The sequence below is a fragment of the Pontibacillus salicampi genome (genome assembly GCF_042434395.1).
GTDB classification, from domain to species: Bacteria; Bacillota; Bacilli; order Bacillales; family BH030062; genus Pontibacillus; species Pontibacillus salicampi.
This window is the reverse complement of sequence record NZ_JBHLTP010000011.1, coordinates 257215-282745: the sequence shown is the minus strand read 5'-3', so window position 1 is coordinate 282745 and position 25531 is coordinate 257215. Positions and strand designations below refer to the sequence as shown.

At 41.2% G+C, this 25531-nt stretch carries 22 protein-coding genes; 18 read left to right on the top strand and 4 right to left on the bottom strand.

Translation table 11 applies throughout. The features are described from left to right. Window positions 1-171 precede the first annotated feature (171 nt). Complete coding sequence (locus ACFFGV_RS13565) at window positions 172-423, top strand: DNA alkylation repair protein (protein WP_377348755.1); 252 nt, start codon at window positions 172-174, stop codon at window positions 421-423. A gap of 49 nt (window positions 424-472) precedes the next feature. On the opposite strand, the gene ACFFGV_RS13560 is transcribed toward ACFFGV_RS13565, so the two are convergent. From ACFFGV_RS13560 to ACFFGV_RS13545, 4 genes are read right to left on the bottom strand one after another with little or no spacing between them, the layout of a single operon-like run. Continuing rightward, window positions 473-1561: a GerAB/ArcD/ProY family transporter gene (locus tag ACFFGV_RS13560; protein ID WP_377348753.1), complete on the bottom strand. Its 1089-nt coding sequence runs from the start codon at window positions 1559-1561 to the stop codon at window positions 473-475. Then, complete coding sequence (locus tag ACFFGV_RS13555; RefSeq protein ID WP_377348751.1) at window positions 1558-1722, bottom strand: hypothetical protein; 165 nt, start codon at window positions 1720-1722, stop codon at window positions 1558-1560. Before ACFFGV_RS13555 ends, ACFFGV_RS13560 begins: the two co-directional genes overlap by 4 nt. After that, complete coding sequence (locus ACFFGV_RS13550) at window positions 1700-2932, bottom strand: Ger(x)C family spore germination protein (protein WP_377348749.1); 1233 nt, start codon at window positions 2930-2932, stop codon at window positions 1700-1702. Before ACFFGV_RS13550 ends, ACFFGV_RS13555 begins: the two co-directional genes overlap by 23 nt. Further along, the gene (locus ACFFGV_RS13545) at window positions 2929-4497 is read right to left on the bottom strand and encodes a spore germination protein (protein WP_377348747.1); all 1569 of its coding nucleotides are present in this window, start codon (window positions 4495-4497) and stop codon (window positions 2929-2931) included. The genes ACFFGV_RS13550 and ACFFGV_RS13545 overlap by 4 nt, the downstream gene beginning before the upstream one ends. A 303-nt stretch (window positions 4498-4800) precedes the next feature. On the opposite strand from ACFFGV_RS13545, the gene proC reads away from it, so the two are divergent. From proC to ACFFGV_RS13460, 17 genes are all read left to right on the top strand, one after another. Further along, window positions 4801-5637, top strand: coding sequence for a pyrroline-5-carboxylate reductase (gene proC / locus ACFFGV_RS13540; protein WP_377348745.1), 837 nt, complete (start codon window positions 4801-4803; stop codon window positions 5635-5637). A gap of 39 nt (window positions 5638-5676) precedes the next feature. Beyond that, entirely contained in the window at window positions 5677-6804 is a 1128-nt protein-coding gene (gene proB, locus ACFFGV_RS13535; protein WP_377348742.1) for a glutamate 5-kinase, read from the top strand. Between the two features lie 17 nt (window positions 6805-6821). After that, window positions 6822-8084: a glutamate-5-semialdehyde dehydrogenase gene (locus ACFFGV_RS13530; RefSeq protein ID WP_377348740.1), complete on the top strand. Its 1263-nt coding sequence runs from the start codon at window positions 6822-6824 to the stop codon at window positions 8082-8084. A 317-nt stretch (window positions 8085-8401) separates the two neighbouring features. Then, window positions 8402-9523 carry a glutamate 5-kinase gene (gene proB / locus ACFFGV_RS13525; protein ID WP_377348738.1) on the top strand — a complete coding sequence of 374 codons (1122 nt, stop codon included), beginning with the start codon at window positions 8402-8404 and terminating at the stop codon, window positions 9521-9523. 180 nt (window positions 9524-9703) lie between these two features. After that, window positions 9704-11080: a sodium/glutamate symporter gene (locus ACFFGV_RS13520; protein ID WP_377348736.1), complete on the top strand. Its 1377-nt coding sequence runs from the start codon at window positions 9704-9706 to the stop codon at window positions 11078-11080. A gap of 286 nt (window positions 11081-11366) precedes the next feature. Beyond that, a complete protein-coding gene (locus ACFFGV_RS13515) occupies window positions 11367-12209 on the top strand; it encodes a dimethylarginine dimethylaminohydrolase family protein (RefSeq protein ID WP_377348734.1) in 843 nt (280 codons plus the stop codon). A 13-nt stretch (window positions 12210-12222) separates the two neighbouring features. Further along, window positions 12223-13599, top strand: a complete 1377-nt coding sequence (locus ACFFGV_RS13510; protein ID WP_377348732.1) for a YjiH family protein — start codon at window positions 12223-12225, stop codon at window positions 13597-13599. Between the two features lie 155 nt (window positions 13600-13754). Next, complete coding sequence (locus ACFFGV_RS13505) at window positions 13755-14405, top strand: GntR family transcriptional regulator (RefSeq protein WP_377348730.1); 651 nt, start codon at window positions 13755-13757, stop codon at window positions 14403-14405. A 12-nt stretch (window positions 14406-14417) separates the two neighbouring features. Beyond that, on the top strand, window positions 14418-15431 hold the full coding sequence (locus tag ACFFGV_RS13500; RefSeq protein WP_377348728.1) for a DctP family TRAP transporter solute-binding subunit: 1014 nt from the start codon (window positions 14418-14420) through the stop codon (window positions 15429-15431). 102 nt (window positions 15432-15533) lie between these two features. Beyond that, window positions 15534-16025, top strand: a complete 492-nt coding sequence (locus tag ACFFGV_RS13495; protein WP_377348726.1) for a TRAP transporter small permease — start codon at window positions 15534-15536, stop codon at window positions 16023-16025. A 1-nt stretch (window position 16026) separates the two neighbouring features. Next, complete coding sequence (locus tag ACFFGV_RS13490) at window positions 16027-17313, top strand: TRAP transporter large permease (protein WP_377348724.1); 1287 nt, start codon at window positions 16027-16029, stop codon at window positions 17311-17313. 6 nt (window positions 17314-17319) lie between these two features. Further along, a complete protein-coding gene (locus tag ACFFGV_RS13485; protein WP_377348722.1) occupies window positions 17320-18273 on the top strand; it encodes a D-2-hydroxyacid dehydrogenase in 954 nt (317 codons plus the stop codon). Between the two features lie 16 nt (window positions 18274-18289). Then, entirely contained in the window at window positions 18290-19984 is a 1695-nt protein-coding gene (locus ACFFGV_RS13480) for a M20/M25/M40 family metallo-hydrolase (protein WP_377348720.1), read from the top strand. 11 nt (window positions 19985-19995) lie between these two features. Continuing rightward, on the top strand, window positions 19996-21276 hold the full coding sequence (locus ACFFGV_RS13475) for an aspartate aminotransferase family protein (protein ID WP_377348718.1): 1281 nt from the start codon (window positions 19996-19998) through the stop codon (window positions 21274-21276). A gap of 12 nt (window positions 21277-21288) precedes the next feature. Continuing rightward, window positions 21289-22710 carry an NAD-dependent succinate-semialdehyde dehydrogenase gene (locus ACFFGV_RS13470; protein WP_377348716.1) on the top strand — a complete coding sequence of 474 codons (1422 nt, stop codon included), beginning with the start codon at window positions 21289-21291 and terminating at the stop codon, window positions 22708-22710. A 66-nt stretch (window positions 22711-22776) separates the two neighbouring features. After that, window positions 22777-24180 carry an FAD-binding oxidoreductase gene (locus tag ACFFGV_RS13465; protein WP_377348714.1) on the top strand — a complete coding sequence of 468 codons (1404 nt, stop codon included), beginning with the start codon at window positions 22777-22779 and terminating at the stop codon, window positions 24178-24180. Next, window positions 24173-25477 (top strand): (Fe-S)-binding protein, encoded by a 1305-nt coding sequence (locus tag ACFFGV_RS13460; protein WP_377348712.1) that lies wholly within the window; start codon window positions 24173-24175, stop codon window positions 25475-25477. Before ACFFGV_RS13465 ends, ACFFGV_RS13460 begins: the two co-directional genes overlap by 8 nt. Window positions 25478-25531 lie beyond the last annotated feature (54 nt).

Below are 25531 nucleotides of genomic sequence, written 5' to 3'. Positions count from 1 at the left end.
AGAGGATGGCTTTCTTAACGGAAGCTGTCCTTTTTCATTATTTGGATAAACTTAACATTAACGCTGATGTTTAACAGAGGTTCCCTTCCGTTGCTGTCTATTCTTCTGAGTTATGAGTAAAGTGAATAAAAACTACATAAGCTAACGGTATCCCATAAAGGAGGAATAGATATGAGTGCACCGTATTTATGTCCTGGCTGTAAAACCAATAGAACTCGTTTTAACATTATTGAGCAGGTAGCAAAATCAGTGAAGAAAAATCCTCAAACAGGTGAAGTTTTAGAGGAGTATGCAGAAGAGATTATCTCGCCCATGCATTTACAGTATAAAGGTCCAGATGTTCGGATTCAATGTGCTGCATGCGGTATTATCGAGGATGAAATATCGTTTATTAAGCGAGCTGAGTATAATAAGTCTTCATAGAAGGAAGCGTAACAAAAACACGAATGAATAATTAGTCATTCGTGTTTTTTCATGAACTATTATTTCGCTTATCTCTGAATATGCCAATGACAATACTGACGAGGACAATCACATAAATAGAAAAGGAGTATAGTGTCCAATTTTTCGCAGTGAAATCTGCATTTTCAATGACGTTCTCATGGGTTTGATTTGTAAGGGTCCATACACCAATGGAGATGGGAAGGATATAAGCATTATAGCTATGGGAGCGGCCAATATGCTGAATGCCAAGTAATATTATGATAAAAAGCGTCGTCATTTTAGCAAATAGAACAAAAATCCATACGATACCAATAATGATTTCCACTCGTTGAAATACAACCGTTGCGTGTATGTCTCTCATCAGCGCATAGGTGGGATACGTTTCTCTTTGTACCATAAATGCACCTTCTACACCTATAGCAGCAGCAACAAATATAAACAGGATAGCTCCTCCAAATAGAAGACCATTGAGGAAGAAGGCTTTTACCTTTTGTTTGTCCACCACAAATGTGAGAACTGCTGTGAGAAGGGTTAACTCTAGAAAAGGCACTCCAAGAGAGTTATAACCACCTTGAAGAACTGGCATCCAGCCTCGATATAGGGTAGGCTTATAGTTTTGAAATTCCACATTTGGAACTAATAATAGGAAGGATAAGACGAATACGAAATAAAATAAAACGCTCATCGTTTCATTCGCCTTCCCAAAGGTTTGCAATCCACTAAAGGCTGTGTACATAGCTAGAGCAATCATTAAGATTTGATAGAAATATGGTGCCGTATCCGGCTTGATAACAATCATAAAATCGTCCGTATTACCAACTACTAAAGCACATAGGTGAAAAGCATACAGTATTACAATTAGATTGACAATGGTGCCTATCCATTTACCAAACGCAAGATCGGTTACTTCAAATATGGATATATAGTCTATCTTCTTCAATAGCAACAATAGAAACAGCTGTAATACAACTCCGACTATGATGGCTAGAATCATAGAAATCCAAGCATCCTCGTACGCTACTGCACCTGTAATGAGGGGAGCTAGTAGAAGAGAACTTCCAATTGTGAAGTTGGCAGTCATAAAGAACAGCTGTACATGAGTAATGGTATGATTCATGATCCATCACCAAACATTGCAATATGGAGGGGTTCAAAAATGGTCCGTACCCAATCTGTGATAGGCAATAAGTTATGCCCCATCCAGTACCCGATAAGGTAGGTGAGTGCTAATACCCATAATACTAATAGAAGCCATTTATTGTATTTGATCTGGTTCATGGGTACTTTTCCTCCTCGTGCCAACACCAGTGATATCAATATGAACATTAGGTGTAATCGTAGTACTATCTACATAAATACTATCCCAATTTTCTTCTATCTGCCGCCAGCCGTTTGGATTGTTGCGATACAAATATTGACCAAAGCCAAAGGAATCAACTTGGTTTTCCTTCGTCTTGACTACAGCTTGTCTCATATACATTTCCATTTGCTCATTAATCGCTTTTTTTAATTTGTTTAAATAGGCGGGGTCTTCTACCTTCCCGTCACATTTCAACTCACGCAGGATTCCTCTTCCTGTTACAGAAACAGCGATATCTACCTGATTTCCTTTAATAGTGGCTTCTTTCTTTGTTTTACTATCTTTGATTAAGAAACCAAATGTTGAATTGTTGTCCACTTCTGGGCAGGGAGCAGTGATAAGTAATGTTTTTTTGACACGGTCGTTAATAAGAGACCAGCCTTTGGACTCTTTAATACTTAACCAATCCAATAAATATTCTCCCTTGTATAAGGGAATGCCAGTTAAATCAAAGGCATTTTGATTGGCATAAATATTGTCTAGCGCACCTTTGTTACCTGATTCACTTTCGGGGTTCGATCGTTCAATCCCCATCGTTACTGGGTCACGGCGCTCACCGTATGTCCATTTAATAACCTCTTCTAGAAATATTCCATTCATTAATCCCATAGGACTAAAAGTATTATTCACCCGGTCTATAATTCCAACACTGGGATTTGCCGTCAAGGAGGTGTAGCTGGATAAAATATTTTCTGCGGTATCTTCTTTTGCAGTAAATACCATAATTTCATCTCTAATTTCATTATCCCGTTCCATGTAATCCACTAGGTAAGAGAACCCTACGTCACGAGCAAAATCTTCTCCGAAAATAATAATTTGAATGTGTGGGAAAAATAGCTTCCGCGGTAGTAGGTTTCGAGCCTTATCCACTGTTTCTAGCATAGAATCTGCTGCAATGGTGTACGTATAAACCGCGTTACCTTGACCTCCTATGGGAGCGCTCCCCTGTCTAGCTGTAGATCCACCTGGATACACGATTTGAAAGTGAGTGAGAATCTGATCATCCTCTCCCTTATCAAACCCTACTGCTGTAACAATAGCCTGTATATTAAGCTCCTCCGCCCCTGTACACCCTGTGAGGAGGAACAGAAAAAGGAGGTAAAGTATTACTTTTGATTTCTTTATCATGGACCTATCCTCCTATTTCGATATTTAAGGCTTTTCATTTTTTTATATAGATTCGTTTTATCCCACCATAATGGGAAGCGGAACAGTACATCCTTTAGACGGCTAATCTTTAATGGTGCAACAGGGGATAAATAAGAGTGACCAATGCTAGTAATGTTAGATAAATGAATGATTAGAGCGATGGTGAACACAACCATTCCAAAGAAACCACCTATCGTTGCGAAAAAGATAAGTAAAAAGCGAAGCAGACGAATCGTGCCACTAAATGCATAATAGGGTGATATAAAGCTTGATATAGCCGTAAGGGATACTACGATGACCATCGCAGCAGATATCAGTCCGGCCTGCACGGCTGCCTCCCCAATGACTAATGCCCCTACAATAGAGATGGCAGAGCCGATGGGGCGCGGCATACGAATACCAGCTTCTCGTAATAATTCAAAAATCACTTCCATAAGGAAAACTTCCATAAAAGCGGGAAAGGGGACACCCTCCCGCTGTGCCGCAAGGTTAATTAATATATTGGTCGGAAGCACCTCTGCATGGAAGGTAGTTACGGCTATATACGTAGCTGGAAAGGCAAGAGAAACCCAAAATGCCAGCAAACGGATTGACCTCATAAACGTTGCGAGCTCAAATTTCTCATAATAATCCTCTGCACTATGGAAGAACGATACAAAGGTAGCGGGGGCTAATAAAGCAAAGGGACTCCCATCTACCATTATGACTACTCTCCCATCTAAGATATCTCCAGCGGCAACATCCGGCCGCTCTGTAGCCTTAATCGTTGGAAAAGGAGTGTAGTTAGGATCCTCGATTAATTCCTCGAGCATGCCACTGTCTAATATTTTGTTTTTTTCTATGCTTTGTAAACGAGCTATTATCGTATTGAGTACTTCACGGTCTACAATATCATCTAAATACGAAACAATAACTTTCGTATGTGTTTCCTTCCCAACGTTCATTGGCTGAAAGCGAAGCATCGGATTTCTTAATCGTCGACGTAACAGACTCATATTTGTATCAATATCTTCTACAAACCCTTCTCGAGGGCCGCGTACAAGAGTTTGAATTTGTGCTTCATTTACCTGCCGGAAGCTTGAAGTTGGTTCCACTGGAATATTCAGTGCCATTTCTTGATCCTGAACAAATAAAATTACCTGTCCATCTAATAATCCATCTACTACTTGTTTATAGCTCGTTATCTTTGTAATTTCGGAGGATACATTAAGGTGTTTAATTAGTGATTCAATGGAAGAGACTGACTTAGAATGCTCCTCATCAGGTTTAGGTTTTGATTGCCATTCAGCTAGCGGCTCAGTAATATTCTCATCTACTCTACCTTCATTGGCGAGAGTCCGTAAGAAAGCAAAGGAATACGGAATAGGCGCATGCTGTACTATTTTTGTCACAAGTTCTGGACTTTTGACAAAAATGGATTCAATTTGCTTAATATTAGCCTCGATATCACTATACACAGACACGTTAGGTAAATCTAACGTATCTGCATCCTGCTGTATGTCAGTATTTTGTTTACCCTTTGATCTTCTTTTTATTGGACTCATCCGCATCACCTAGTCCTATTATGAGAAGGTGATTCGTAATTATGCATGAGTTGGCAGGATTACTAATAAAGAATATCAATTCCATAATTGTCCAATCGTGGTGAGTGCTCTCAAGGCTCTATTTGATAGCCTGAGAACGAGTTAGAAGTATATAACTCGAAATGTAACCGCTTTCTCTAACTATCTCGCTTAAATGCGCATGACTTATCTGAATACTCTTGCATAATTTGGTGGGTTTGTTACGATTATGTTCATTGAGAGATAACATCACATCATAATAATCATTAGGAGAGTGAACGAATAGTGGATCAAACCATTGCCTTTTTAGGCGCCGGGTCGATGGCTGAAGCAATGATTGCTGGAATAGTGCAATCTAAAAAGCTATCTCCCCACCAGATTATAGTAAGTAATCGCAGCAACCATAACCGTTTGCAGGAACTAAAGTACACGTATGGAATACGTCCAGTTCCAAGGAACAACTTAGATTTAAACGAAGTAGATACGATTATCTTAGCGATGAAACCAAAGGATATTGAAAGGGTTATGGAAGAGTTACAACAGGATCTAAAGGATCATCATACCCTTGTATCGATATTGGCGGGCATCCCAACGTCCGTTATAGAACAATACCTCCCGGCAGGCCAGCCAGTGGTTCGCGTCATGCCAAATACTTCAAGCACACTGCAAGCATCCGCAACCGCCATATCTTCAGGCACCTACACAACAACATCACACGTAGAATCCGTCCGATACTTGATGGATAGTATTGGCGCAACATTCCTTATTCCGGAGGAGCAGATGGATATTTTTACAGGCATAGCTGGCAGTGGTCCTGCTTATTTATATCATCTGATGGAACATATGGAACTGATTGGAGAAGAACAGGGATTGGACCGAGAAACAGCTAGAGAAATCGGTGCACAAACCATGCTAGGTGCAGCCAGGATGGTATTAGAATCTGATGTCTCCCCAACCCAATTACGGGAAAACGTCACTTCCCCAAACGGAACGACTGCAGCTGGACTTGATGCCCTCTACAGGCATCGAGGTGGCGAAGCCATGGCAGAAGCAGCTAGAAGTGCTGCCAAACGTTCTGAACAATTACGTACTAAAGCAATCCAACAGGCAGTAAGGGTATAACTGCCGACACAATAAGCAAAGAGTAGGAGTGACCATTCGTTGAACGATAATAACAACAAACGTATTGCTATAAAAATAGGAAGCAGCTCTCTAACGAGCGCGCACGGAGAAATTAGCCGCAGAAAACTAGAAAAGCTGGTTGATGAAATTGTTCGTTTGAAAGATGAGGGCCATGAGGTGCTACTAGTTTCCTCAGGAGCAGTTGCAGCAGGATACCGAAAGCTCGGCTGTCTGAAGAGACCAACTGCTTTACCAGAAAAACAGGCAGCTGCTTCCATCGGTCAAGGACTCTTAATTGAATCGTATTCTGAATTATTTGCCGCTCATGGCTATATAGCATCCCAAATCCTTATCACTAGAAGTGATTTCTCTGATGAGAATCGCTATAATAATGCTAGAAATACGATTAATGTGTTACTTGATAGAGGAATCATACCGATTGTTAACGAAAATGATACAATAACGATGGACTTTTTAAAATTTGGTGATAATGATACACTGTCTGCAAAAGTTGCAGGACTAGTAGAAGCAGACCAGCTACTCATCTTATCAGATATAGACGGCCTTTATAACGAGAATCCAAACGAAAATCCTAATGCTGCATTGATTGAGAAAGTAACAGAGATTACTCCTGACATTGAAGCGATGGCTGGTGGAGCAGGTAGTTCTGTTGGCACTGGCGGCATGACATCTAAGATTGATGCATTTAAGATCGCTATGGCCTCTGGGATTACTTCCTTTATCGGTAAAGCCACAGTAGAGAATATTGTTTATGATGCAGTTCACCATACTGCACAAGGAACCTACTTTGTACCGAATGAGGAAGGGGAGAATCTCGATCGTAAACAGCAATGGATTGCTTTCCACTCAGGACCTGAAGGAGAAATCGTAGTCAATGCTAGCACAGTAGAAGCATTTGTGGAGAAGCAGCAATGTCTCCTTCCAAACGGAGTGAGTAAAGTAGAAGGTGACTTTGAGAAAGGAGCCGTCGTACGAATTCTAGATGAAGATGGAAACCATGTAGGGCTCGGCATAGTTAATTACTCATCGGAAACGTTTCGTCAGTATAATAAAGTTGAAAAAGAAGTAGAAGGGATCGAGCAAGTAGTAATGGAACGAGAACACTTTGTTGGCAATCAGGAATTCTCATTCCAAACTAGTGTTTAATCTTAAAGGAGGAGCTCATGAGTACAGTAAATCAAGCATTTACCGTGAAAGAACAAGCGATGAAGGCGCAAAAAGCATCCAAATTGTTAGCTATCTTATCTACAGAAGAAAAAAACGCAGCATTAAATACGATAGCAGACCGACTGGAGCAGGAATATGCAATTATCCTAACGGCAAACGAAGTAGATTTAGACGCAGGTAGGAAACAAAACTTTGACGATGCCTTTATGGATCGCCTTGCTCTTACAAAGGAGCGTATCTTTGAGTTTGCACAGGGACTTCGGGATGTAGCAAACTTAGAAGACCCAACAGGGATTGTACAATCTGATTGGGAGCTTGAAAACGGGATTCAAGTAGAACAAGTAACCGTCCCATTAGGTGTCATTGGTATGATTTATGAAGCACGTCCTAATGTAACAGTTGACGCAACAGGGCTGGCATTAAAATCTGGTAATGCTGTGGTGCTGAAAGGTGGTTCTTCCGCGATTGCATCCAATAAAGCAATCGTCGATATTATGAGAACAGCTTTAGAGGATACTAGAATTCCTGTAGAAGCAGTTCAATTTATCGATAGCACGGACCGTGAAGCTACAAAGCAATTATTTACCATGAAACAGCATATTGATGTATTAATTCCGCGAGGCGGTGAATCATTGATTAATACGGTTGTAGAAAATGCAACTGTGCCTGTTCTAGAAACAGGAGTGGGCAACTGTCACTTGTATATTGACAAAGAAGCTAATGTGGATCAGGCGATTAACATTTTTATTAATGCTAAAACCGATCGCCCTGCTGTATGTAATGCAGTAGAAACGCTTATCGTTCACAAGGAGTGGCTCGATGCCAATCAGGATACGCTTGTAAAAGCAATGCTGGAACACGGTATTCATGCTCATGCAGATGAATATGCGCATTCTCTAATTCCAGGAGCAGATGAAGCAACGGAAGAGGATTGGGCCAACGAATATTTAAGTCGTGATGTTGCTGTCAAAACAGTAGAGGATGTCCTTGAGGCTATTGAGCACATTGAAATTTATGGCACGAAGCATTCAGAAGCAATTATTACGGAAAACGATAAGACAGCGAACACGTTTCTAAAGCTGATTGATGCTGCAGCTCTTTATCACAACGCTTCTACTCGCTTCACAGATGGAGGAGCAATGGGCTTTGGTGCTGAAATTGGCATTTCCACTCAGAAGCTCCACGCGCGCGGACCAATGGGATTACCAGCTCTAACCACTATTAAATATATAATGAAGGGTACTGGTCAAACTAGATAATCAGTACACGAATTACACATGGATTCTCCTGAACAAAAGGAGGGTCCATGTTTTTTTGTTATTCATCAATAAAGCCCCTTATGTGGAAGATGTTATTTCGGCATAACGTGGGTTCGTTAAGCGATAGTTTATGAATTTTTAAAGACGAGTTTATTGGCTGAAATCACTCCGCTAAAAGCTCTTATATGAAGTGAATTTCTCTCTAGTCCATTCCTGTTTTATGTAGTATGATATATAGTTACAACTATAGTCATATCCAAATGGTAAAAACGTACATTTAGTATGTATTGGTATGTGCACAAAGGAGTGAGTGGGTAATGCAGGAGGAATCGAAGAGAATTGTAGTCAAAATTGGCAGCAGCTCGTTGACTAGCACACAAGGGGAGCTTAGTCGCCGGAAGCTGGAGAAGCTTATACATGAAGTGGTTCTCTTAAAGGATGAAGGATACGAAGTATTACTCGTATCATCCGGTGCAGTGGCGGCAGGCTATCGTAGGTTAGGTTTCTTGTCAAGACCAGAATCCTTGCCAGAGCGTCAGGCTGCCGCTTCCGTTGGACAAGGTTTACTCATGGAAACCTATTCAGAATTATTTGTATCCCATGGATATGTTGCTTCTCAAATATTGTTAACTCGCAGTGATTTGGCGCACGAGGAGCGATATAATAATGCTAGAAACACCATTAATGTATTGCTGGAGCGTGGTATTATCCCCATTGTGAACGAGAATGATTCTGTAACGACGGATGAATTAAAATTTGGGGATAACGACACCTTATCGGCAAAGGTAGCAGCGCTTGTGGACGCAGACCAACTAATTGTGCTGTCTGATGTCGATGGTTTATATAACGGAAATCCTGCTACAACACCAGACGCTGAGTTAATAGAAGAGGTGTACCATATAACCGAGGATATTGTTAAGGTGGCCGGCGGTTCAGGGAGCAAGGTCGGCACTGGTGGTATGAAATCTAAGATAGATGCCTTTAAGATTGCCATGGCCGCTGGTGTTTCTTCCTTCCTAGGTCGATCTACTACGGCAAATATTATCTATGATGCTGTTCATGCACGCGCAATTGGTACGTACTTCATTGCAAATACAGAGGTAGAAAACTTAGATAAAAAACAACAGTGGATTGCCTTTAATTCTGGTCCAGAGGGGAACATTGTGTTAAAAAGAGATCGCGTTCAAGATATTGTTAATGGATTAGCAGGTATTGCTCCGGATGATATTGATGAAATAAGCGGCCATTTCGAAGGAAAGGCTGTTGTCCGTGTCCTTGATCATAAGGGTGTAGAGCTCGGACTTGGTGTGGTGAATTATGCTTCAGTAATGTTAAAGCAATGGGATGCTGTGGATCCTGGTTTAAAAACAGGAGAAGAGCTTGCCATTAATGTGGATCAGTTTGTGTCCCATCACTTTCACAATATTACAGTAAAATAATAAATTAAAGATATTAAGTATAGAAATATTATGCAAAACAGGGGCCCGGCCCCTGTTTTTTTGTTAGAACTTTCCTGTAAAACTACAATGAATTAATTGAATACACTAAAAAGAAAGGAAATCCCACTTTTCAGCTTATGATAGAGTAATACGCATTTTTTTAGTAGGAGAGTGGTTGCATTGTCAGTTTGGGATTTAGCAATTGATGTAGGTTTTATTTCTATGTTGTTATTAGTGGGTGTTGTATTAAGGGCAAAAGTGAGTGGAATTCAGAAATTATTTATACCTGCGAGTATTATAGCAGGAATTGGAGGTCTTACCTTTGGACCTAATGGCTTTGATATATTGCCCTTTTCGGAAATGATGAGTCATTATCCAACCGTGCTAATCGCAGTTATTTTTGGGGCCATTCCCATTGGAGCAGCAAGAGTGAATTGGAGGAAAACGTTTGGACGTATTCGAAACATGTGGGTTTATTCCATGATACTTACACTCCTTATGTGGGGCGGTGGAGCCTTAGCGACTTTAGCAGTCCTGAATCATATTTGGGATTTGCCAAAAGGATTCGGTCTTGTGCTTGGTGCAGGATTCCTTGGAGGACACGGTACCGCTGCAGCGGTTGGGGAAGCATTCTATGGATTAGGCTGGGAAGATGCTACACCGCTTGGCTATACCTCTGCCACTATTGGATTAGTGTGTGCTATTCTTGGGGGACTTTTTCTTATTAAGAAGAATGCACGTAATCAACAAACCAGCTTCATTTCAGATTTTAAAGATCTTCCAACTGAATTGCGTACTGGTTTAGTAAGGAAGGATAGTCGGGGATCTATTGGTGAGGATACCGTATCGAGTAATACGGTAGATCCATTGTTTTTTCATATTGCTATCATTGCCTTAGTCGTAATGGGAAGCTATTATTTAAAATTAGGTCTCGAGATTGTGTTTCCGAATATAAGCGTGCCGCTATTAAGCTTATCCTTTGTTGTCGGATTGCTGGCTCAATTGGTGCTTTCTATTACAAATGGAAGGGACTATGTGGACAAGCGAATTATTGATCGAATAAGTGGAACCGCAACTGATTTAATTGTAGCTTTTGGTATCGCATCAATTAATTTGTCCGTTGTCATGGCTTATGCTTGGCCTCTAGTAGCACTTTTCGTCTTCGGCACCATTTGGGCATACTGTATCTTTCGCTTTATTGCTCCACGAGTATTCCATAATCATTGGTTCGAGAATGGAATTTTCGGTTGGGGGTGGAGTACAGGTACTGTGGCGATGGGTATTGCTTTGCTGCGGATTGTCGATCCGAAAAATGAGAGCACCACCTTGGATGATTATGCCTTAGGATATATTGGAATGGTTCCTGTGGAGGTACTTATTATTTCTATTGGTCCCATTATGATGATGAGTGGCTTCAGTGCCTTATTTCCCATTATGCTCCTTGGTGGTAGTGCAATTCTACTCCTTATTGCAGCGAAGTCTGGATGGCTCGCTCCTAAGTATGGAAATGGTGAGAAGATGACCTTACCTTCTTCCAATCTAAATGAAGAAGGATAAATGCATGATCCTTTCCTTAAAGAGAGGAAATTCTTCCATTGTATCCAGGACAAGACACATTAGATTCATCGATATGTAACTGCTCAGAACTTGTTCTGAGCAGTTTTTTTGTTTTGGTTTCTTTTTTACTGGCTATCCGACCCTTCTATCCAAGACGGTGTAAAGGAAGTACTAAGAACTCGGAATAAATATTATAATTTTTAAAATAGTTTGACATTTATTTTTGAATGAATGTATCCTGTATACAGGATACTTATGCAGAATATTGGAATGGAGGACTGTTGAAATGTATCACGTAGCATCTGAATATGGAGTATTAAAAAAAGTACTATTAGCCAGGCCAGAATACCTCGATGTGTCCAATCCTATTAATGTCATTGCCGAGAAGCATAGCAAACACACACTGAATGTAGAACAAGCGTGTAAGGAGCATGCATTATTTGTGGAAGCGCTTGAGGAGCATGATGTGGAGGTGTATTTAGCTGAAACACATCCGAGATTCCCTTATGAAGTAAACACTAGAGATTTAGGAGTTTCAACCGAAAAGGGGATTGTATTTGGACGGTTTCAAAATCCATATAGATGGGGGGAGCACCGACTAGCAGAAAGAACATTGCATGAACACAAAATCCCTATTCATTATCAATTGACTGCTGGAAATTTAGAGGGTGGAGACGTCATGTATATAGATGAGAAGACAGTTGGAGTTGGAACAGGCATAAGGACAGATGAAACAGCTGTTAAAGCGTTGGAAACCTATTTGCATGAGCTCGGAAAGAATATCATACAAATCCCTTTCTCAGAGAAGTATCTACATTTGGATATGATAATGAATGTAATTGGTGAAAAGGTAGCTATTATTTGTGAGGAAGCTTTGCCACATACGTTGGTAAAATGGCTTGAAGAAGAATCCTTTCAACTAATTCGAGTCTCAGAGGAGGATGTTTTTCTGCATAAGTGCAATCTGTTGAATATAGGTAATCAGGTTATTATTTCTCATCATCAGGCAGCAAGTGTAAATACAGAGCTTAAAGAGCTAGGCTATACCGTCGTGGAGCTTGCGCTGGAAGAAATATTAAAAAGCGGTGGCGGACCAAGATGCATGAGTTTTCCGGTGGAAAGAGAATAAGGAGGGAAATATATTGAAGCCGAACATACAGCAGCAAGAAGAAATGTATGAAGATCGTCCCATAGACAAGAAAGGTTTGTTTACGTTTTTGTTTCCATCCTTGTTTGGGGTATTTGTTTTCTTATTTCCTATCATGGGTGGACAAGCCTTTAATATTCCGTTGGGAATTATGTCAGAATATCTCATTGAATTACTTCAGAACTATCTTGCGGAAATCGTTACAACGGTAATGGTCATTTCCATGGCATTAACCTTGTTCACTGTTACCATTAAACCAAAATTCGCTACGAAGAATTCGGAATGGCGTTCTCTGTTTGATGTTTCTATATTTTGGACCCTAACACGTGTATTCGGTGCGCTTTTTGCACTGATGACTCTATTTGGAATAGGAATTCAAGCCGTTTATTCGAGTGGGACAGGACAGGTTATGTTGAACGATCTATTATCCACTCTCATTGTATGGTTTTTTGTAGCTTCCTTTCTAATGCCCTACTTAATTAATTTCGGTGCTATGGAGTTTATTGGCACATTGTTAAGGAGTATTACAAAACCGTTATTTACTTTACCAGGAAGGTCAGCGGTAGATTTATTAGCCTCTTGGATTGGAAATGTGAACGTTGGTGTTGTAATTACGAGGGAACAGTATGAGACAGGTTTTTATACGAGTAGAGAAGCTGCCACCATTGCTACTTGTTTTTCAACTGTTTCCCTTCCTTTTTGTTTAGTAATTGCCGGCATGCTTCAGGTGGATCATGTATTCCCCGTTTTTTACTTAACCATTGTGTTAGCTGGACTAGCAAGTGCCATCATTATTCCTCGCATACCACCACTTTCTAAAATGGAAGACACATATTATACAGAAAGTACAATTCATGAAGATTTACCAGAAGGAAAATCTCGGTTGCGTTGGGCAGTTGAACAGGCTGTCGGAAGAGCGAAACAAGCAGGATCTTTCCGTGATCAATTAAAGCAAAGTACACAGATTTTCATGAATATTATTTTTGTCCTATTACCCCAGGCTATGGCTATTGGGACTGTTGCTCTTATAATTGCGGAGTTCACTCCCTTTTTTGATATTATTTCTAAACCGATGATTCCATTGCTACAGCTATTGCAAATACCGAGTGCAGCCGCTGCAGCTCCTGCTACCATTGTCGGGTTTATTGATATGTTTATTCCAGCCGTTCTAGCGTCTGGTATAGAGGAGGAAATGACTCGATTTTTTGTTGGAGCTTTATCTCTTGTGCAAATTATTTACCTAACGGAAATGGGTACCCTGCTTATAGTCTCAAAAATTCCCATTAACATTGGAAGGCTATTCATAGTATTTATGCAAAGAACGCTCATCTCCATCCCAATAATTGCTGTAATGGCTCATTTACTATATTAACTTAGTGAAACTACCTGTGACGTAATCATAGGTAGTTTTTTGTCGGAAAATTCACAGAAAAAAGTGAAAGAAATTTTATAATAGTTTGACAATTAAGGTTAAATTTCGTATTCTGTATACAGGATACAAAGTGGAAGTAACACGGGGTGAGAAGAATGGATAAAATCAAATCAAAATCGTTAACCGAGTTAGCCTACGATCAAATTAGCCAAGCTATATTGCAAAATGCGTTGAAGCCTGGTGACATGATTGTAGAAGAACAAATTGCTAATCAGTTAGGAATTAGTCGGACACCAATTAGGGAAGCACTGAAAAAATTGTCATTCGAAGGCATGATTGAACTTCGCTCAGGCAGAAGAGCCAGAGTAAGTGAAATATCTGAAAAAGACGCGATGAATTATCAAATTATCAGAGAATCACTTGAGGCTTTAGGGGCAAAAACCGCTGCTGAGCACATTACTAGCTCGGAATTGCAAGAACTGGAAGAAATATGCACCAAGCAAAAGGAAGCAATTCGAGAAGATGATTTGTTGGAGTTTCTTGATCTAGACTTTATGTTTCACTCCATCATTGTACGAGTCTCCCAAAATAGTAAGCTGGAGGAAATAGTAAATAACTTGAATTCTCAAATTAAACGCTTTCTAATCTTATCGAATACTCTTCATAGCAGTGCTGAAGGAGCAGTAGAAGAGCATTATACAATAATCGAATCCCTTCGTGAAAGAAATGGGGAGAGAACAGAAGAAATGATGAGAAATCATGTTCAGAATGTGACCAACCGCATTTTGAAGATAAACCACTTTTGAGGAGGAATTTAGTTGAAAAAGACAATAGGTGTATGGTGTTTGGCCTTATTATTGCTAGGTTTAGCTGCGTGCAGCAATGATTCATCCGGGGAGGCGAAAACCTCTAAGGACAGCTATGAAATTAGAGTAGCCCACCTTGTGAATGAGAAACAATCGACTCATGTAGCTTTAGAAGATTTCAAGAAGGCTGTAGAAGAAAGAACTGATGGCAAAGTCAGTGTTACGTTATATCCGAACGGTTCCTTGTATGCGTCTGATAGAGAGGCTATAGAGGCAGTACAATTGGGAAATTTGGAAATGACAGTACCCGCTGTAGCACCATTAGCTAATTTCAACAGTAAGTTTATGGTATTTGACTTACCATTTTTATTTGATTCAAGGGATGCTGCTCACTCCGCGCTGGATGGGGAGCTTGGCCAACAACTGCTTACGGAATTAGAACAGAACGATTTGAAAGGATTAGTATTTGGCGAGAATGGATTCCGCAACATGTCTAATAATGAAGCTCCGATTGAAGAACCTTCTGATTTAGATGGGCTGAAGTTCAGAACAATGTCGAATCCAGTTCATACTGCCTCTTTTAATGCATGGGGAGCAAACGCTTCACCACTTGCTTTTGGGGAGCTTTATACTGCATTACAGCAAGGTACATATGATGCAATGGAGTCTCCAATTTCTTTATATTACACTCAAAAATTCTATGAAGTACAAGATTATTTAACAAAAACAGGTCATTTTTATGCAGCTACGGTCATGTTAACCAATAACGATTATTTCAATAATCTACCTGAGGATATCCAATCTGTTATTCAGGAAGAGGCAGAAAATTGGAGGGCCAATCAACGAGAAATTGCTGCGAAACAAGATGCAGAATGGCTTAAATCCCTGCAAGACGAAGGGATGAAGGTAAATGAATTGTCTGATGAACAAAAGCAAGTATTCATGGAAGAATCTCAATCAGTTTATGATAAGTTTTCGGATGAGATTGGCCAAAACCTGATTGATATGGCGAAAGACGCAAATTAGTAGAGTAGAGAAGGAAGTAGAAGGGCAAGCTTTCTTCTCTTCCTTTTTCATAAGGAAGAATGGATACGTTTCTTTTCCATTTCACGATTGGAGGGAGAAAGGATGAAGGGGATTAAGCTTTTGGATCGACGTTTTGAGGAGGTGTTCCTCTTTCTATCAATGGTTGCTATTGTCGGGCTTATTTTTTATCAAGTGGTTTCCCGATATGTGTTTAATGATTCCATCACCTGGTCGGAGGAATTAGCAAGATATATACATATATGGCAAGTATGGCTTGGCGCAAGCTTCGCCATTCGAATGAATCAGCATATTAAAGTAGAGGTGTTTAGAGACCTATTTAATCGTACCATTCGAAAGGTAATAGATTGTATAGCGTTATTCCTTTGGTTCTTTCTAGCGGGCGTGCTGGCCTTTTATGGCACTCAATTAGTCCTTAATTTATTAGGAACGGGACAGCTTACACCTGCAATGCGAATACCTATTTGGATTGCTTATGCAGCTATACCGGTTGGTGGTATATTAATGTGCGTTAGATTAATTCAACAAATGATTCTTCTATTTCGACCAAATACTTTAGAAGAGGGTACGAGCTGATATGACAATATTACTACTATTTGGAACACTGCTCCTTTGTATTTTACTGGGTGTGCCGATTGCGATTTCACTCGGGTTATCAGCTATCTTTACTATTTTATTTGCAACTGATTTTTCATTAACTATTGTGGCTCAACGAGCATTTACTTCTCTAGACTCCTTTCCTTTATTAGCTATTCCTTTCTTTATGCTTGCTGGCATTCTAATGGGAAAAGGGGGAGTCTCGAAGAAACTGTTAGATCTTGCTTCTTCCCTTGTAGGGTTCTTAGTTGGTGGATTAGCAATGGTAACAGTTGTCTCTTGTATGTTCTTTTCAGCCATATCTGGTTCAGGTCCAGCCACTGTGGCAGCAATAGGCTCTTTTATGATCCCAGAAATGAAAGCAAGAAACTATGGAAAAGGATTTGCAGCAGCCATCACTGCCGCTTCTGGTTCTATTGGAGTTATCATTCCGCCAAGTATTCCGTTTGTTTTATACGGAGTAGTAGGTAGTGTGTCGGTAGGGAGTATGTTCCTGGCAGGCATTATCCCGGGTATCATTTTAGGGTTATCACTCATGATCGTATCGTTCGCTATCTCCAAAAAGCATAATTATGTTGCTGCTCAAGAGAAGGTTTCATTCTTGGAAGTGTTAAGAAAGGTTTGGGATGCCAAGTGGGCTTTGTTAATCCCTATCATTATTTTGGGCGGGATTTACGGGAGTATCTTTACCCCAACAGAGGCAGCTGTTGTAGCAGTTGTCTATGCGATAATAATCGGCGTATTTGTTCATAAGGAGCTCAAGTTGAAGGATTTATATCAATGCTTTGTGGAAGCATCGATTATTAATGGTGCCACGATGATTATTATTGGTCTGTCCATCTCGTTCGCTTATTTAATGACCCTGGAACAGGTTCCAATGAAGATGGCGGATTTCTTAACCGGTGTTTCCAGTAATCAGTTAATCATTTTGCTGATTATTAACATCTTTCTTCTCATTGTTGGTGCTTTTATAGACACTATTTCTGCCTTAGTGGTATTAACGCCAATATTGCTTCCTGTTGTGACGAATGTTGGGGTAGACCCGCTTCATTTTGGTGTCATCCTCGTAACTAATCTGGCTATTGGATTTGTGACACCGCCACTCGGTGTGAATTTATTTGTTGCATCCGGTATCAGTGGGGTCAGGATTGAAACCATTGCGAAGGCAATTGTGCCAATATTCATTATGTTAGTGTTCTCTTTACTGGTCATTACGTATGTTCCATCGTTTTCTACCTTTTTACCGGAATACTTTATGGGGGGATAGAGCAGTATGATTGTATCCAGTTCAAACGAAATAACGGAGTATCACTGTAATAGTATTTATCAACAAACGGGTGAAACCGTGCATGTATTTGCGAATATGGAGGAGATTCCTCTTGCCGTAAGAAGGGAAGCTACTATTCTCTTAACCTATGGAAACGATTTGACAGCTTCTACTCTGGATACCTTTAAAAATCTGCATTGGATACAAATGCTAAGTGTTGGTTTAGACGATCTTCCTTTTGAGCGTCTGCATAAACGAGGTATCTTAGTAACCCATGCGAAAGGAATCCATGTCGTTCCAATGAGTGAATATGTTCTTGGCACAATGCTTTACTTTGAAAAGCATTTTGATCGTTTTCTACTTAATCAGCGTAAAAGACAATGGGATAGGGATACATTAGTAGGAGAATTGCATCAGAACTCGGTACTAGTGTTTGGAACTGGGGTTATTGGTAAGGAAATCGCCAAAAAGTGTAAGCTGTTCGGCATGATGGTCGATGGAGTCAATACTAGCGGCAGGGAGGTAGAGCCGTTTGATAGTGTCTTTGCTTTGGATGTAGCGCAAAGCAAATTAAAGGATTATTCCTACATCGTAATTATTTTGCCGCTAACCTCAGATACCTATCATTTATTCTCCAAGGAAATGCTGCAACAACTGCATCCGAATGCTGTTTTAATCAATGTCGGCCGTGGTGGGATCATGGATGAGGAGGAGCTTTATAGGATTTTAGCTGATAAACGGATTAGGGGAGCTGCGCTAGATGTTTATAAACAAGAGCCGCTTCCAAAAGAGCATAAATTCTGGGAGTTAGATAATGTATTACTCACCCAGCATATGTCTGCTAAATCAAATCGGTATGTCGACCGTTGTGTGGATATATTTATTGAAAACATAAAGCAATATAAACATAAGCAGGATAGAAGGTTAGTAAACCTTGTTAATTTAGAAAAACAATACTAGAAAGGTGGTTGTTGTTTTGTACCAAAACCTTAAAGATTTAACGCTAGAACAACAACTGGAACAACTAACGAAGGAGCTAGTTTCCATTCCGAGTGTGAATGGAACCACGGGAGAGGTCACGATAGCAGATTACCTGCTGCAGGTACTACAATCCTATCCATATTTTCAAAGGAACCCGTCTCATGTTTGGAGCCAGGAGCTTCCGAATGATGCATTGGGCCGTAAGAATGTGTTTGCGTATGTAGAAGGAGAAGCGGATTCAACAAAGACGATCGTGTACCATTGTCACATGGATACAGTGGGGGTAGATGACTTTGGAGCGTGGAAATTAGAAGCCAACAACCCAGATAAGCTGCTTGAGCAATTTTCTGCGTATGAGTATGACCATGAACTGCAATCAGAAGCGAAGTCTGGGGAGTGGATGTTTGGCAGGGGAGCATTGGATATGAAAAGCGGAATCGCTGTCCATTTAATGAATCTTCTCTACTTTTCCGATCATGTAAAGGAATTAGATGGAAACATTCTGCTTACTATTAATCCTGTTGAGGAAAATGAGCATACCGGCATTGTAGCTGCTGTATCAGAATTGGAAAGATTAAAGCAAGAGCGTGAGTTGGAGTACGTCGTTGCCTTTAATTCTGATTTTATCAGTCCATTATATGAGGGGGATCAAACGAGGTATGTGTACACTGGAGCTGTCGGAAAGCTGCTACCATCTTTTTATATTCGAGGGAGGGAAGCCCATGTCGGGCAAACCTTAACAGGAGTGGACCCAACGCTCATTTCAAGCGAATTGAACCGCCGCATTAATAACAACATGGAGCTGGCGGAGGATATTCCCGGGGAAATTGTCCTGCCTCCTTCCTGCCTCCTGCAAAGAGATCAAAAAGACTTCTACAATGTACAAACCGCAGGTAAGAGTTATTTGTATTTTAATTATTTTATTTATCGATCTACCCCTAAGCAGGTTATGGACCGCTTAGTACAGGTCGCGGAAGAGGCGACACGCGATATAGAAGAACGATTAAAGCAAAACTATAAACTGTATCAATCTCGCACAAAGCTCCCAATGGAGAAGTTAGACTGGCATATCTCTGTAAGCACGTACTCGGAATATATTAAGGAGCTAGAGCAGAAAGGGGTAGATACAAAGGCAATTGCAAAGGAGATAGTGGATACATATCGTCATCATGAACCGAGAGAGCTGTGCTTTAAAGTGGTTGATGCTCTGCAGCATTATGACACAGAATCTACTCCGAGAGTAATCATCTTTTATGCACCTCCTTTTTGTCCACACAATTATTTAGACCAGCAGGATGTACTGCAATCTAAAAAGCTAGATGTGTTAAACAACGTGCTGCAGCATTATAAACAGACCACGGGTGAGTCCTTTGCAGTAAAGAACTTCTTCCCTTATTTATCTGATAGCAGTTATTTATCTTTACATGATACGGATGAGGATTTACACATTTTACAAGAGAACTTTCCAGAATGGGATGATATTTATCCAGTTCCAGTGAAAAGCATAAGGGAATTGGATATACCATCTGTCAATATAGGTGTCTATGGGAAAGATGCTCATCAATGGACAGAGCGACTATATAAACCGTATTCCTTTGGTGTTTTACCATATGTGTTACGGGATATGACGCAAGAGATGCTTCAATCCTTTGCTTGTGTGAAATCAGAGTCATCTAATCTACCAAATTAGGAGGAATAATCATGTCAAAAGCAACGTCTCAATCTTTGTACGAACGAGCTCAACGTGTAATTCCACCTGTCGCAGCGAGAGCAACAGAGCTAGGCATAGTGGAAGCGGAAGGTAGTTATGTAACAGCCGAAGATGGAAGAGAATACCTCGACTTCGCAAGCGGGGTAGCCGTTACGAATATCGGTCATAATCACCCAAAGGTTATGGAGGCAGCCAAACGTCAAATTGATCAATTGATTCATGGTGGACACAATGTTGTATATTACCCAAGCTATGTGGAGCTTGCCGAAAAGCTAAACGAGCTGGCAGGTGGAGATAATATGGTCTACTTCAGTAATAGTGGGGCAGAAGTGAATGAAGGGGCAATGAAGCTAGCCAAGAAGGTGACGAACCGCCCTGCCATTATTTCCTTCAAAAGGGGATTTCATGGACGTACATTAGGAACGACTTCTATCACAGCCTCTAATGCGGCCTATCGAAGGGACTATGAAGGATTACTTCCAAGTGTTTATTATGCGGATTATCCTTACCCTTTTCATCATGGCTTAACAGAGGAAGAGGAATCCGAACGTTGTCTCCGTCAGCTTCACGAGCTTTTTCAGCTCCAGGTCGCTCCTGATCAAGTAGCAGCGATGATTCTAGAACCGATACAAGGTGAGGGAGGATATATTGTACCTCCTGTCTCCTTTATAAGAGAGCTAAGAGAGCTTTGTGACGAGCATGGAATTATGTTGATTTTCGATGAGATTCAAACTGGCTTCGGAAGGACAGGTACTATGTTTGCTTATGAGCATTTCGGAGTGAAGCCGGATATGCTGACACTTGCCAAGGGCATAGCCTCAGGATTTCCAATCAGTGCTCTCATCGCTAAAAAGGAATATATGGAACAGTGGCCAGCAGGCACCCATGGAGGGACATTTGGCGGAAACCCTGTCTCATGTGCGGCTGCTCTAGCCACCATTGATGTGTTAGAGGAATCTGCTCTCTCGAATGCAAGGGAAAAAGGGTTTTACTTCAAGGAACGCTTGCTGGAGCTTAAGCACCAACATCCTAACATTGGAGAGGTTAGAGGTGTAGGACTAATGCTTGCATTAGAATTAATTGATTTGGAAGGTCAGCCGAACCCAGCTTTGTTATCTTTCATTAGATCAAAAGCTATAGAGCAAGGCATTATTTTATTAGGATGCGGCACCGAGAAGAATGTCCTACGGTTTATTCCAGCTGCAACAGTGAAGCAAGCTGAGATTGATAGAGTTGTTACATTTTTAGATCAAATTTTGCAAGAACAATAGGAGGAATGTAAGGTGTTGTATATTAATGGGGAATGGGTAAATGCCATCTCAGGTAAGACGATGGAGGTAACAAATCCCGCAACGGGGGATGTTATACAGGCAGTGGCGTCTGGTGATGCAGAGGATACGAAAACAGCCATTCAAGCAGCAAGTCAAGCCTTTCAAACGTGGAGAAAAGTTACAGCGAAAGATAAGTCCTCCTATTTAAGATCCATCGCAGAACGGCTGAGGGCTAGGAAAGAGGATTTAGCCAGAACCGTTACTGAGGAAATGGGTAAGCCCTACAAAGAATCATTAGGAGAAGTGAACCTCGCGATTGATTACGTTGATTGGTATGCCGAGGAAGCTAAGCGTATTTATGGAGATACAATCCCAGCTTCGCATGCAGACAAACGAATCATGGTGGTAAAGGAACCTGTTGGCGTGACAGCCGCTGTAACCCCTTGGAATTTCCCTGTCGCGATGATTACTAGGAAAATCGCCCCAGCTATAGCAGCTGGCTGTCCAGTCATATTAAAGCCGGCATCAGCTACACCGTTATCGGCCATAAAAGTGTTTGAAGCCATTCATGAAGCAGAATTACCAAAAGGAGTTGCTAACCTCGTCAGCGGATCTGCCTCAAAAGTGGTAGGAGAAATGACCTCAAATGAGCTCGTACGGAAAATTACCTTTACGGGATCTACGGAAGTAGGAAAGAAGCTTATGAGAGATTCTGCTGACACAGTGAAAAAGGTATCGATGGAGTTAGGAGGACATGCTCCTTTTGTCGTATTTAATGATGCAGATATCGAGGTTGCTGCAGAGGGTGCCGTTGCGAGTAAATTTCGAAATGCTGGTCAAACGTGTATATGTACGAATCGAATTTATGTCCAGGAAGACATTGCAGAACAATTTGGTAAGGTATTCGCCAGTAAAGTGGCCGAATTGAAGATGGGGAATGGCTTAGAAGAAGGAGTAGATATAGGCCCTCTAATTAATGAGGAAGCATTAGAAAAAGTGGAAGATCACATACAAAATGCTACCAGCTATGGAGGAACTATATTATGTGGTGGTAAGCGTGGAAACAATGAAGCAGGTGTTTTTTATCAGCCAACAGTTATTCAAGGTGCTACAGAAGAGATGAAGATAGCTACCGAAGAAACATTCGGTCCGGTCGCCCCGATTTTCACCTTTCAAACGGACGAGGAAGCGGTTAGAAAAGCGAACCATGCACAATATGGTTTGGCAGCTTATTGTTATACGAAAAATGTAAACAGGGCCTTCTATATGATGGAAGAGCTAGAATATGGTATTGTAGGAATTAATGATGCAGTTCCAACAACTGCACAGGCTCCTTTTGGAGGAGTGAAAGAAAGTGGGATTGGACGCGAAGGTGGAAAATATGGCATCGAAGAGTACTTAGAGGAAAAGTTCGTGTCCTTCAACTTAGGATAGCAAAAAACTGCCAGGTACTAGAAAATAAACATATAGTACCTGGCACTTGATTAAGGAGAGGGTAGGATGAATACGTGGTTGTCTGCTTTACAAGCTCAACTGCCAAGCGAGCAAGTATTAACCGAGCTTGCTGACAGGTATAGCTATAGCTTTGATGCTTCCTTCGGTGAATATCTCCCCGAGGTTGTCGTGCAAGTAAAGAATAAAGAGGAAGTTGTTCGTGTCGTAAAAATTGCTAATACATATGAAGTACCCATCTATCCAAGGGGGCAGGGGACATGTTTAAGCGGAGGACCATTGCCGGTGCATGGTGGTATCGTTCTGGATATGTCTCAGTGGCCAGAGCAGATCGAAATGCATGCAGAGGATTTAACGGTAACGGTATCACCTAGTGTTTTAACTGCTAATATTAATAAGGCCGCAGAGGAGCACGGGTTAATGTACGCCCCAGATCCAAGCAGTGCTCACGTTGCAACTATTGGAGGAAATTTAGCTGAGAACTCTGGTGGACCACGAGGCTTAAAATACGGAGTAACAAAAGACTTCGTATTAGGGTTAGAGGTAGTGACGCCAGAAGGAGAGGTCATTAAAACAGGTGGTCAAACTATTAAAAATGTTACTGGAATCGATTTGACCAAGCTTCTAGTCGGATCAGAAGGAACGCTGGGTGTTATCACTGAAGCAACTCTCAAGCTCGTTCCAAAACCTCCTGCCGTGCAAACCATCATGGCCGTATTTGACGATGTGCGTAAAGCAGGCACAGCAATTTCGAAAACGCTCACATCCGGTATATTGCCTTCCAAAATGGAGTTTATGGATCAGGCGTGTATAAAGGCTGTTGAAAATTTCCAGCCTGCAGGCCTCCCTATCGACGCTGCTGCGATTGTCATAATTGAGCTAGACGGTCACCCGGAAACATTGGCTATAGAGAAACAGCTTGTACAAAGTATTATGGAAGACATAGGAGCTAGAGAAACTGTACTGCCTGATTCGGAAGAAGCGGCAGCAAGGATTTGGCATGCACGCAAGCAAGTCTCACCTGCTATTGCGAAAATCAAGCCTACAAAGGTTTCTGAGGACGCTACGGTACCACGGAGTAAGATACCTGATATGATGGATCGACTTCATGACATCAAAGAGAAGTATAAGGTAGAAGTTGTTGTCTTTGGACACGCTGGGGACGGAAATCTCCACCCGAATGTACTTTGTGATAAACGAGATCAGGAGGAAATGAAACGGGTGGAGGACGCAGTAGAAGAAATATTTCAGGCTGCTATTGAATTAGGAGGCACCTTATCTGGAGAGCACGGAATCGGTACCATGAAGGCACCGTTCATGGAACAGGAGCTAGGAGAAGTTGGTTTGATGATGATGAAGCGCATTAAAGATGCCTGGGATCCAAAAGGGATAATGAACCCAGGGAAAATCTTCCCTGAGAAGGGACAAAAGCTGGTGTTACGTAATGAATAATTTGAAAGCGCTGCAAGAGAAAATCAGTTATGACAAGACTTTCGATTGTGTGCAATGCGGTTATTGTCTACCTGCTTGTCCAACTTATGAAACGATGGAGCGAGAAACTCACTCTCCCAGGGGCCGTATCAACCTTGTCAAGATGGTGGCAGAGGGAAAAGCGGCAGTAGAGGATTTACAGGAGCCAATTGAGAAATGTCTCGGATGTATGGCTTGTACTACTGTATGCCCTACAGATGTCCAATATGGAGAAATATTAGAAGGAGCAAAGGAAGTTCTAGAAGATAACGCTCAGAAATCCACTCTGCAGAAACAGACGGAAGATTTCCTATTCGGTAGCTTTTTTCCATCTCGAAGGTGGATGAACACACTTGGTAATGCTACGTGGCTCTATCAACGTAGCGGTCTGCAAAGGATAGCTCACATGATGAAGCTGACTAAGGCGGCCCCATTACATCTTGATGCATTCGAACGTGTTTTACCGAATTTGCCGACCCCTAAACAAAGAAAGCGCCGTGCTAAACGATATATAAGAAAACGCCCTTCCACAGCAAAAGTTGCTTTCTTTACTGGCTGTGTAATGGATAGTATGTTTTTCCATACAAATCAGAATACAATTGAATTATTGTTAAAAAGCGGAACAGAAGTAATTGTACCAGAGCGCCAAACGTGCTGCGGGGCGCTGCATGCCCATTCCGGCAAAATAGAACAGTCTCGGGAGGTTGCAAAAGACAATATTCGAGCATTTGAGGAGGAAGAAGTAGATTATATTATTAACAATGCAGGCGGATGTGGGGCAAGATTAATAGAGTATCACCACTTATTTGAAGAAGGAACCACCTGGCATGAACGAGCTAAACGTTTCGTTTCAAAGGTGAAGGACATTACAGAGGTGCTTGCAGAATTAGACCAAATTATGTACACCATTCCTATTGAAAGAACTGTGACTTATCAGCCTTCCTGTCATATGAGTAATGTACAGGGCGTTATTGAGCCGCCTAGGCAGCTTATGAATAAGATACCTAATCTAACAGTGAAAGAACAAAAAAGACCAGACTTTTGCTGTGGCTCAGCCGGTATCTACAATATAATAAATTATGAAGAGTCAATGGATATATTGGATGTGAAGATGGCAGATGTATGTGCAACCAAGGCTGAAGAAGTGGTGACGACCAATCCAGGCTGTTTATTGCAAATGAAGCTTGGCATCGAACGAGAGCATGCCAGTGGAGAAATGGAAGCCGTGCATTTAGTAGATTTGCTAGCTCAAGCAGGTCCAGTAGGAAAGTGGGAGTAGCTACCTATTATTAGAGATAAACAGACAGCCTTTAGCTTAACTATAAACCTAAAC

What these genes read in the sequence shown, in the direction of transcription:
- ACFFGV_RS13565 (WP_377348755.1), top strand. Translation starts at nt 172, where the DNA reads ATGAGTGCACCGTATTTATGTCCTGGCTGTAAAACCAATAGAACTCGT.
- ACFFGV_RS13515 (WP_377348734.1), top strand. Translation starts at nt 11,367, where the DNA reads ATGTATCACGTAGCATCTGAATATGGAGTATTAAAAAAAGTACTATTA.
- ACFFGV_RS13505 (WP_377348730.1), top strand. Translation starts at nt 13,755, where the DNA reads ATGGATAAAATCAAATCAAAATCGTTAACCGAGTTAGCCTACGATCAA.
- ACFFGV_RS13485 (WP_377348722.1), top strand. Translation starts at nt 17,320, where the DNA reads ATGATTGTATCCAGTTCAAACGAAATAACGGAGTATCACTGTAATAGT.
- ACFFGV_RS13545 (WP_377348747.1), bottom strand. Translation starts at nt 4,497, where the DNA reads ATGAGTCCAATAAAAAGAAGATCAAAGGGTAAACAAAATACTGACATA.
- ACFFGV_RS13555 (WP_377348751.1), bottom strand. Translation starts at nt 1,722, where the DNA reads ATGAACCAGATCAAATACAATAAATGGCTTCTATTAGTATTATGGGTA.
- ACFFGV_RS13465 (WP_377348714.1), top strand. Translation starts at nt 22,777, where the DNA reads ATGAATACGTGGTTGTCTGCTTTACAAGCTCAACTGCCAAGCGAGCAA.
- proB (WP_377348738.1), top strand. Translation starts at nt 8,402, where the DNA reads ATGCAGGAGGAATCGAAGAGAATTGTAGTCAAAATTGGCAGCAGCTCG.
- ACFFGV_RS13475 (WP_377348718.1), top strand. Translation starts at nt 19,996, where the DNA reads ATGTCAAAAGCAACGTCTCAATCTTTGTACGAACGAGCTCAACGTGTA.
- ACFFGV_RS13550 (WP_377348749.1), bottom strand. Translation starts at nt 2,932, where the DNA reads ATGATAAAGAAATCAAAAGTAATACTTTACCTCCTTTTTCTGTTCCTC.
- ACFFGV_RS13560 (WP_377348753.1), bottom strand. Translation starts at nt 1,561, where the DNA reads ATGAATCATACCATTACTCATGTACAGCTGTTCTTTATGACTGCCAAC.
- ACFFGV_RS13460 (WP_377348712.1), top strand. Translation starts at nt 24,173, where the DNA reads ATGAATAATTTGAAAGCGCTGCAAGAGAAAATCAGTTATGACAAGACT.
- ACFFGV_RS13490 (WP_377348724.1), top strand. Translation starts at nt 16,027, where the DNA reads ATGACAATATTACTACTATTTGGAACACTGCTCCTTTGTATTTTACTG.
- ACFFGV_RS13530 (WP_377348740.1), top strand. Translation starts at nt 6,822, where the DNA reads ATGAGTACAGTAAATCAAGCATTTACCGTGAAAGAACAAGCGATGAAG.
- ACFFGV_RS13495 (WP_377348726.1), top strand. Translation starts at nt 15,534, where the DNA reads ATGAAGGGGATTAAGCTTTTGGATCGACGTTTTGAGGAGGTGTTCCTC.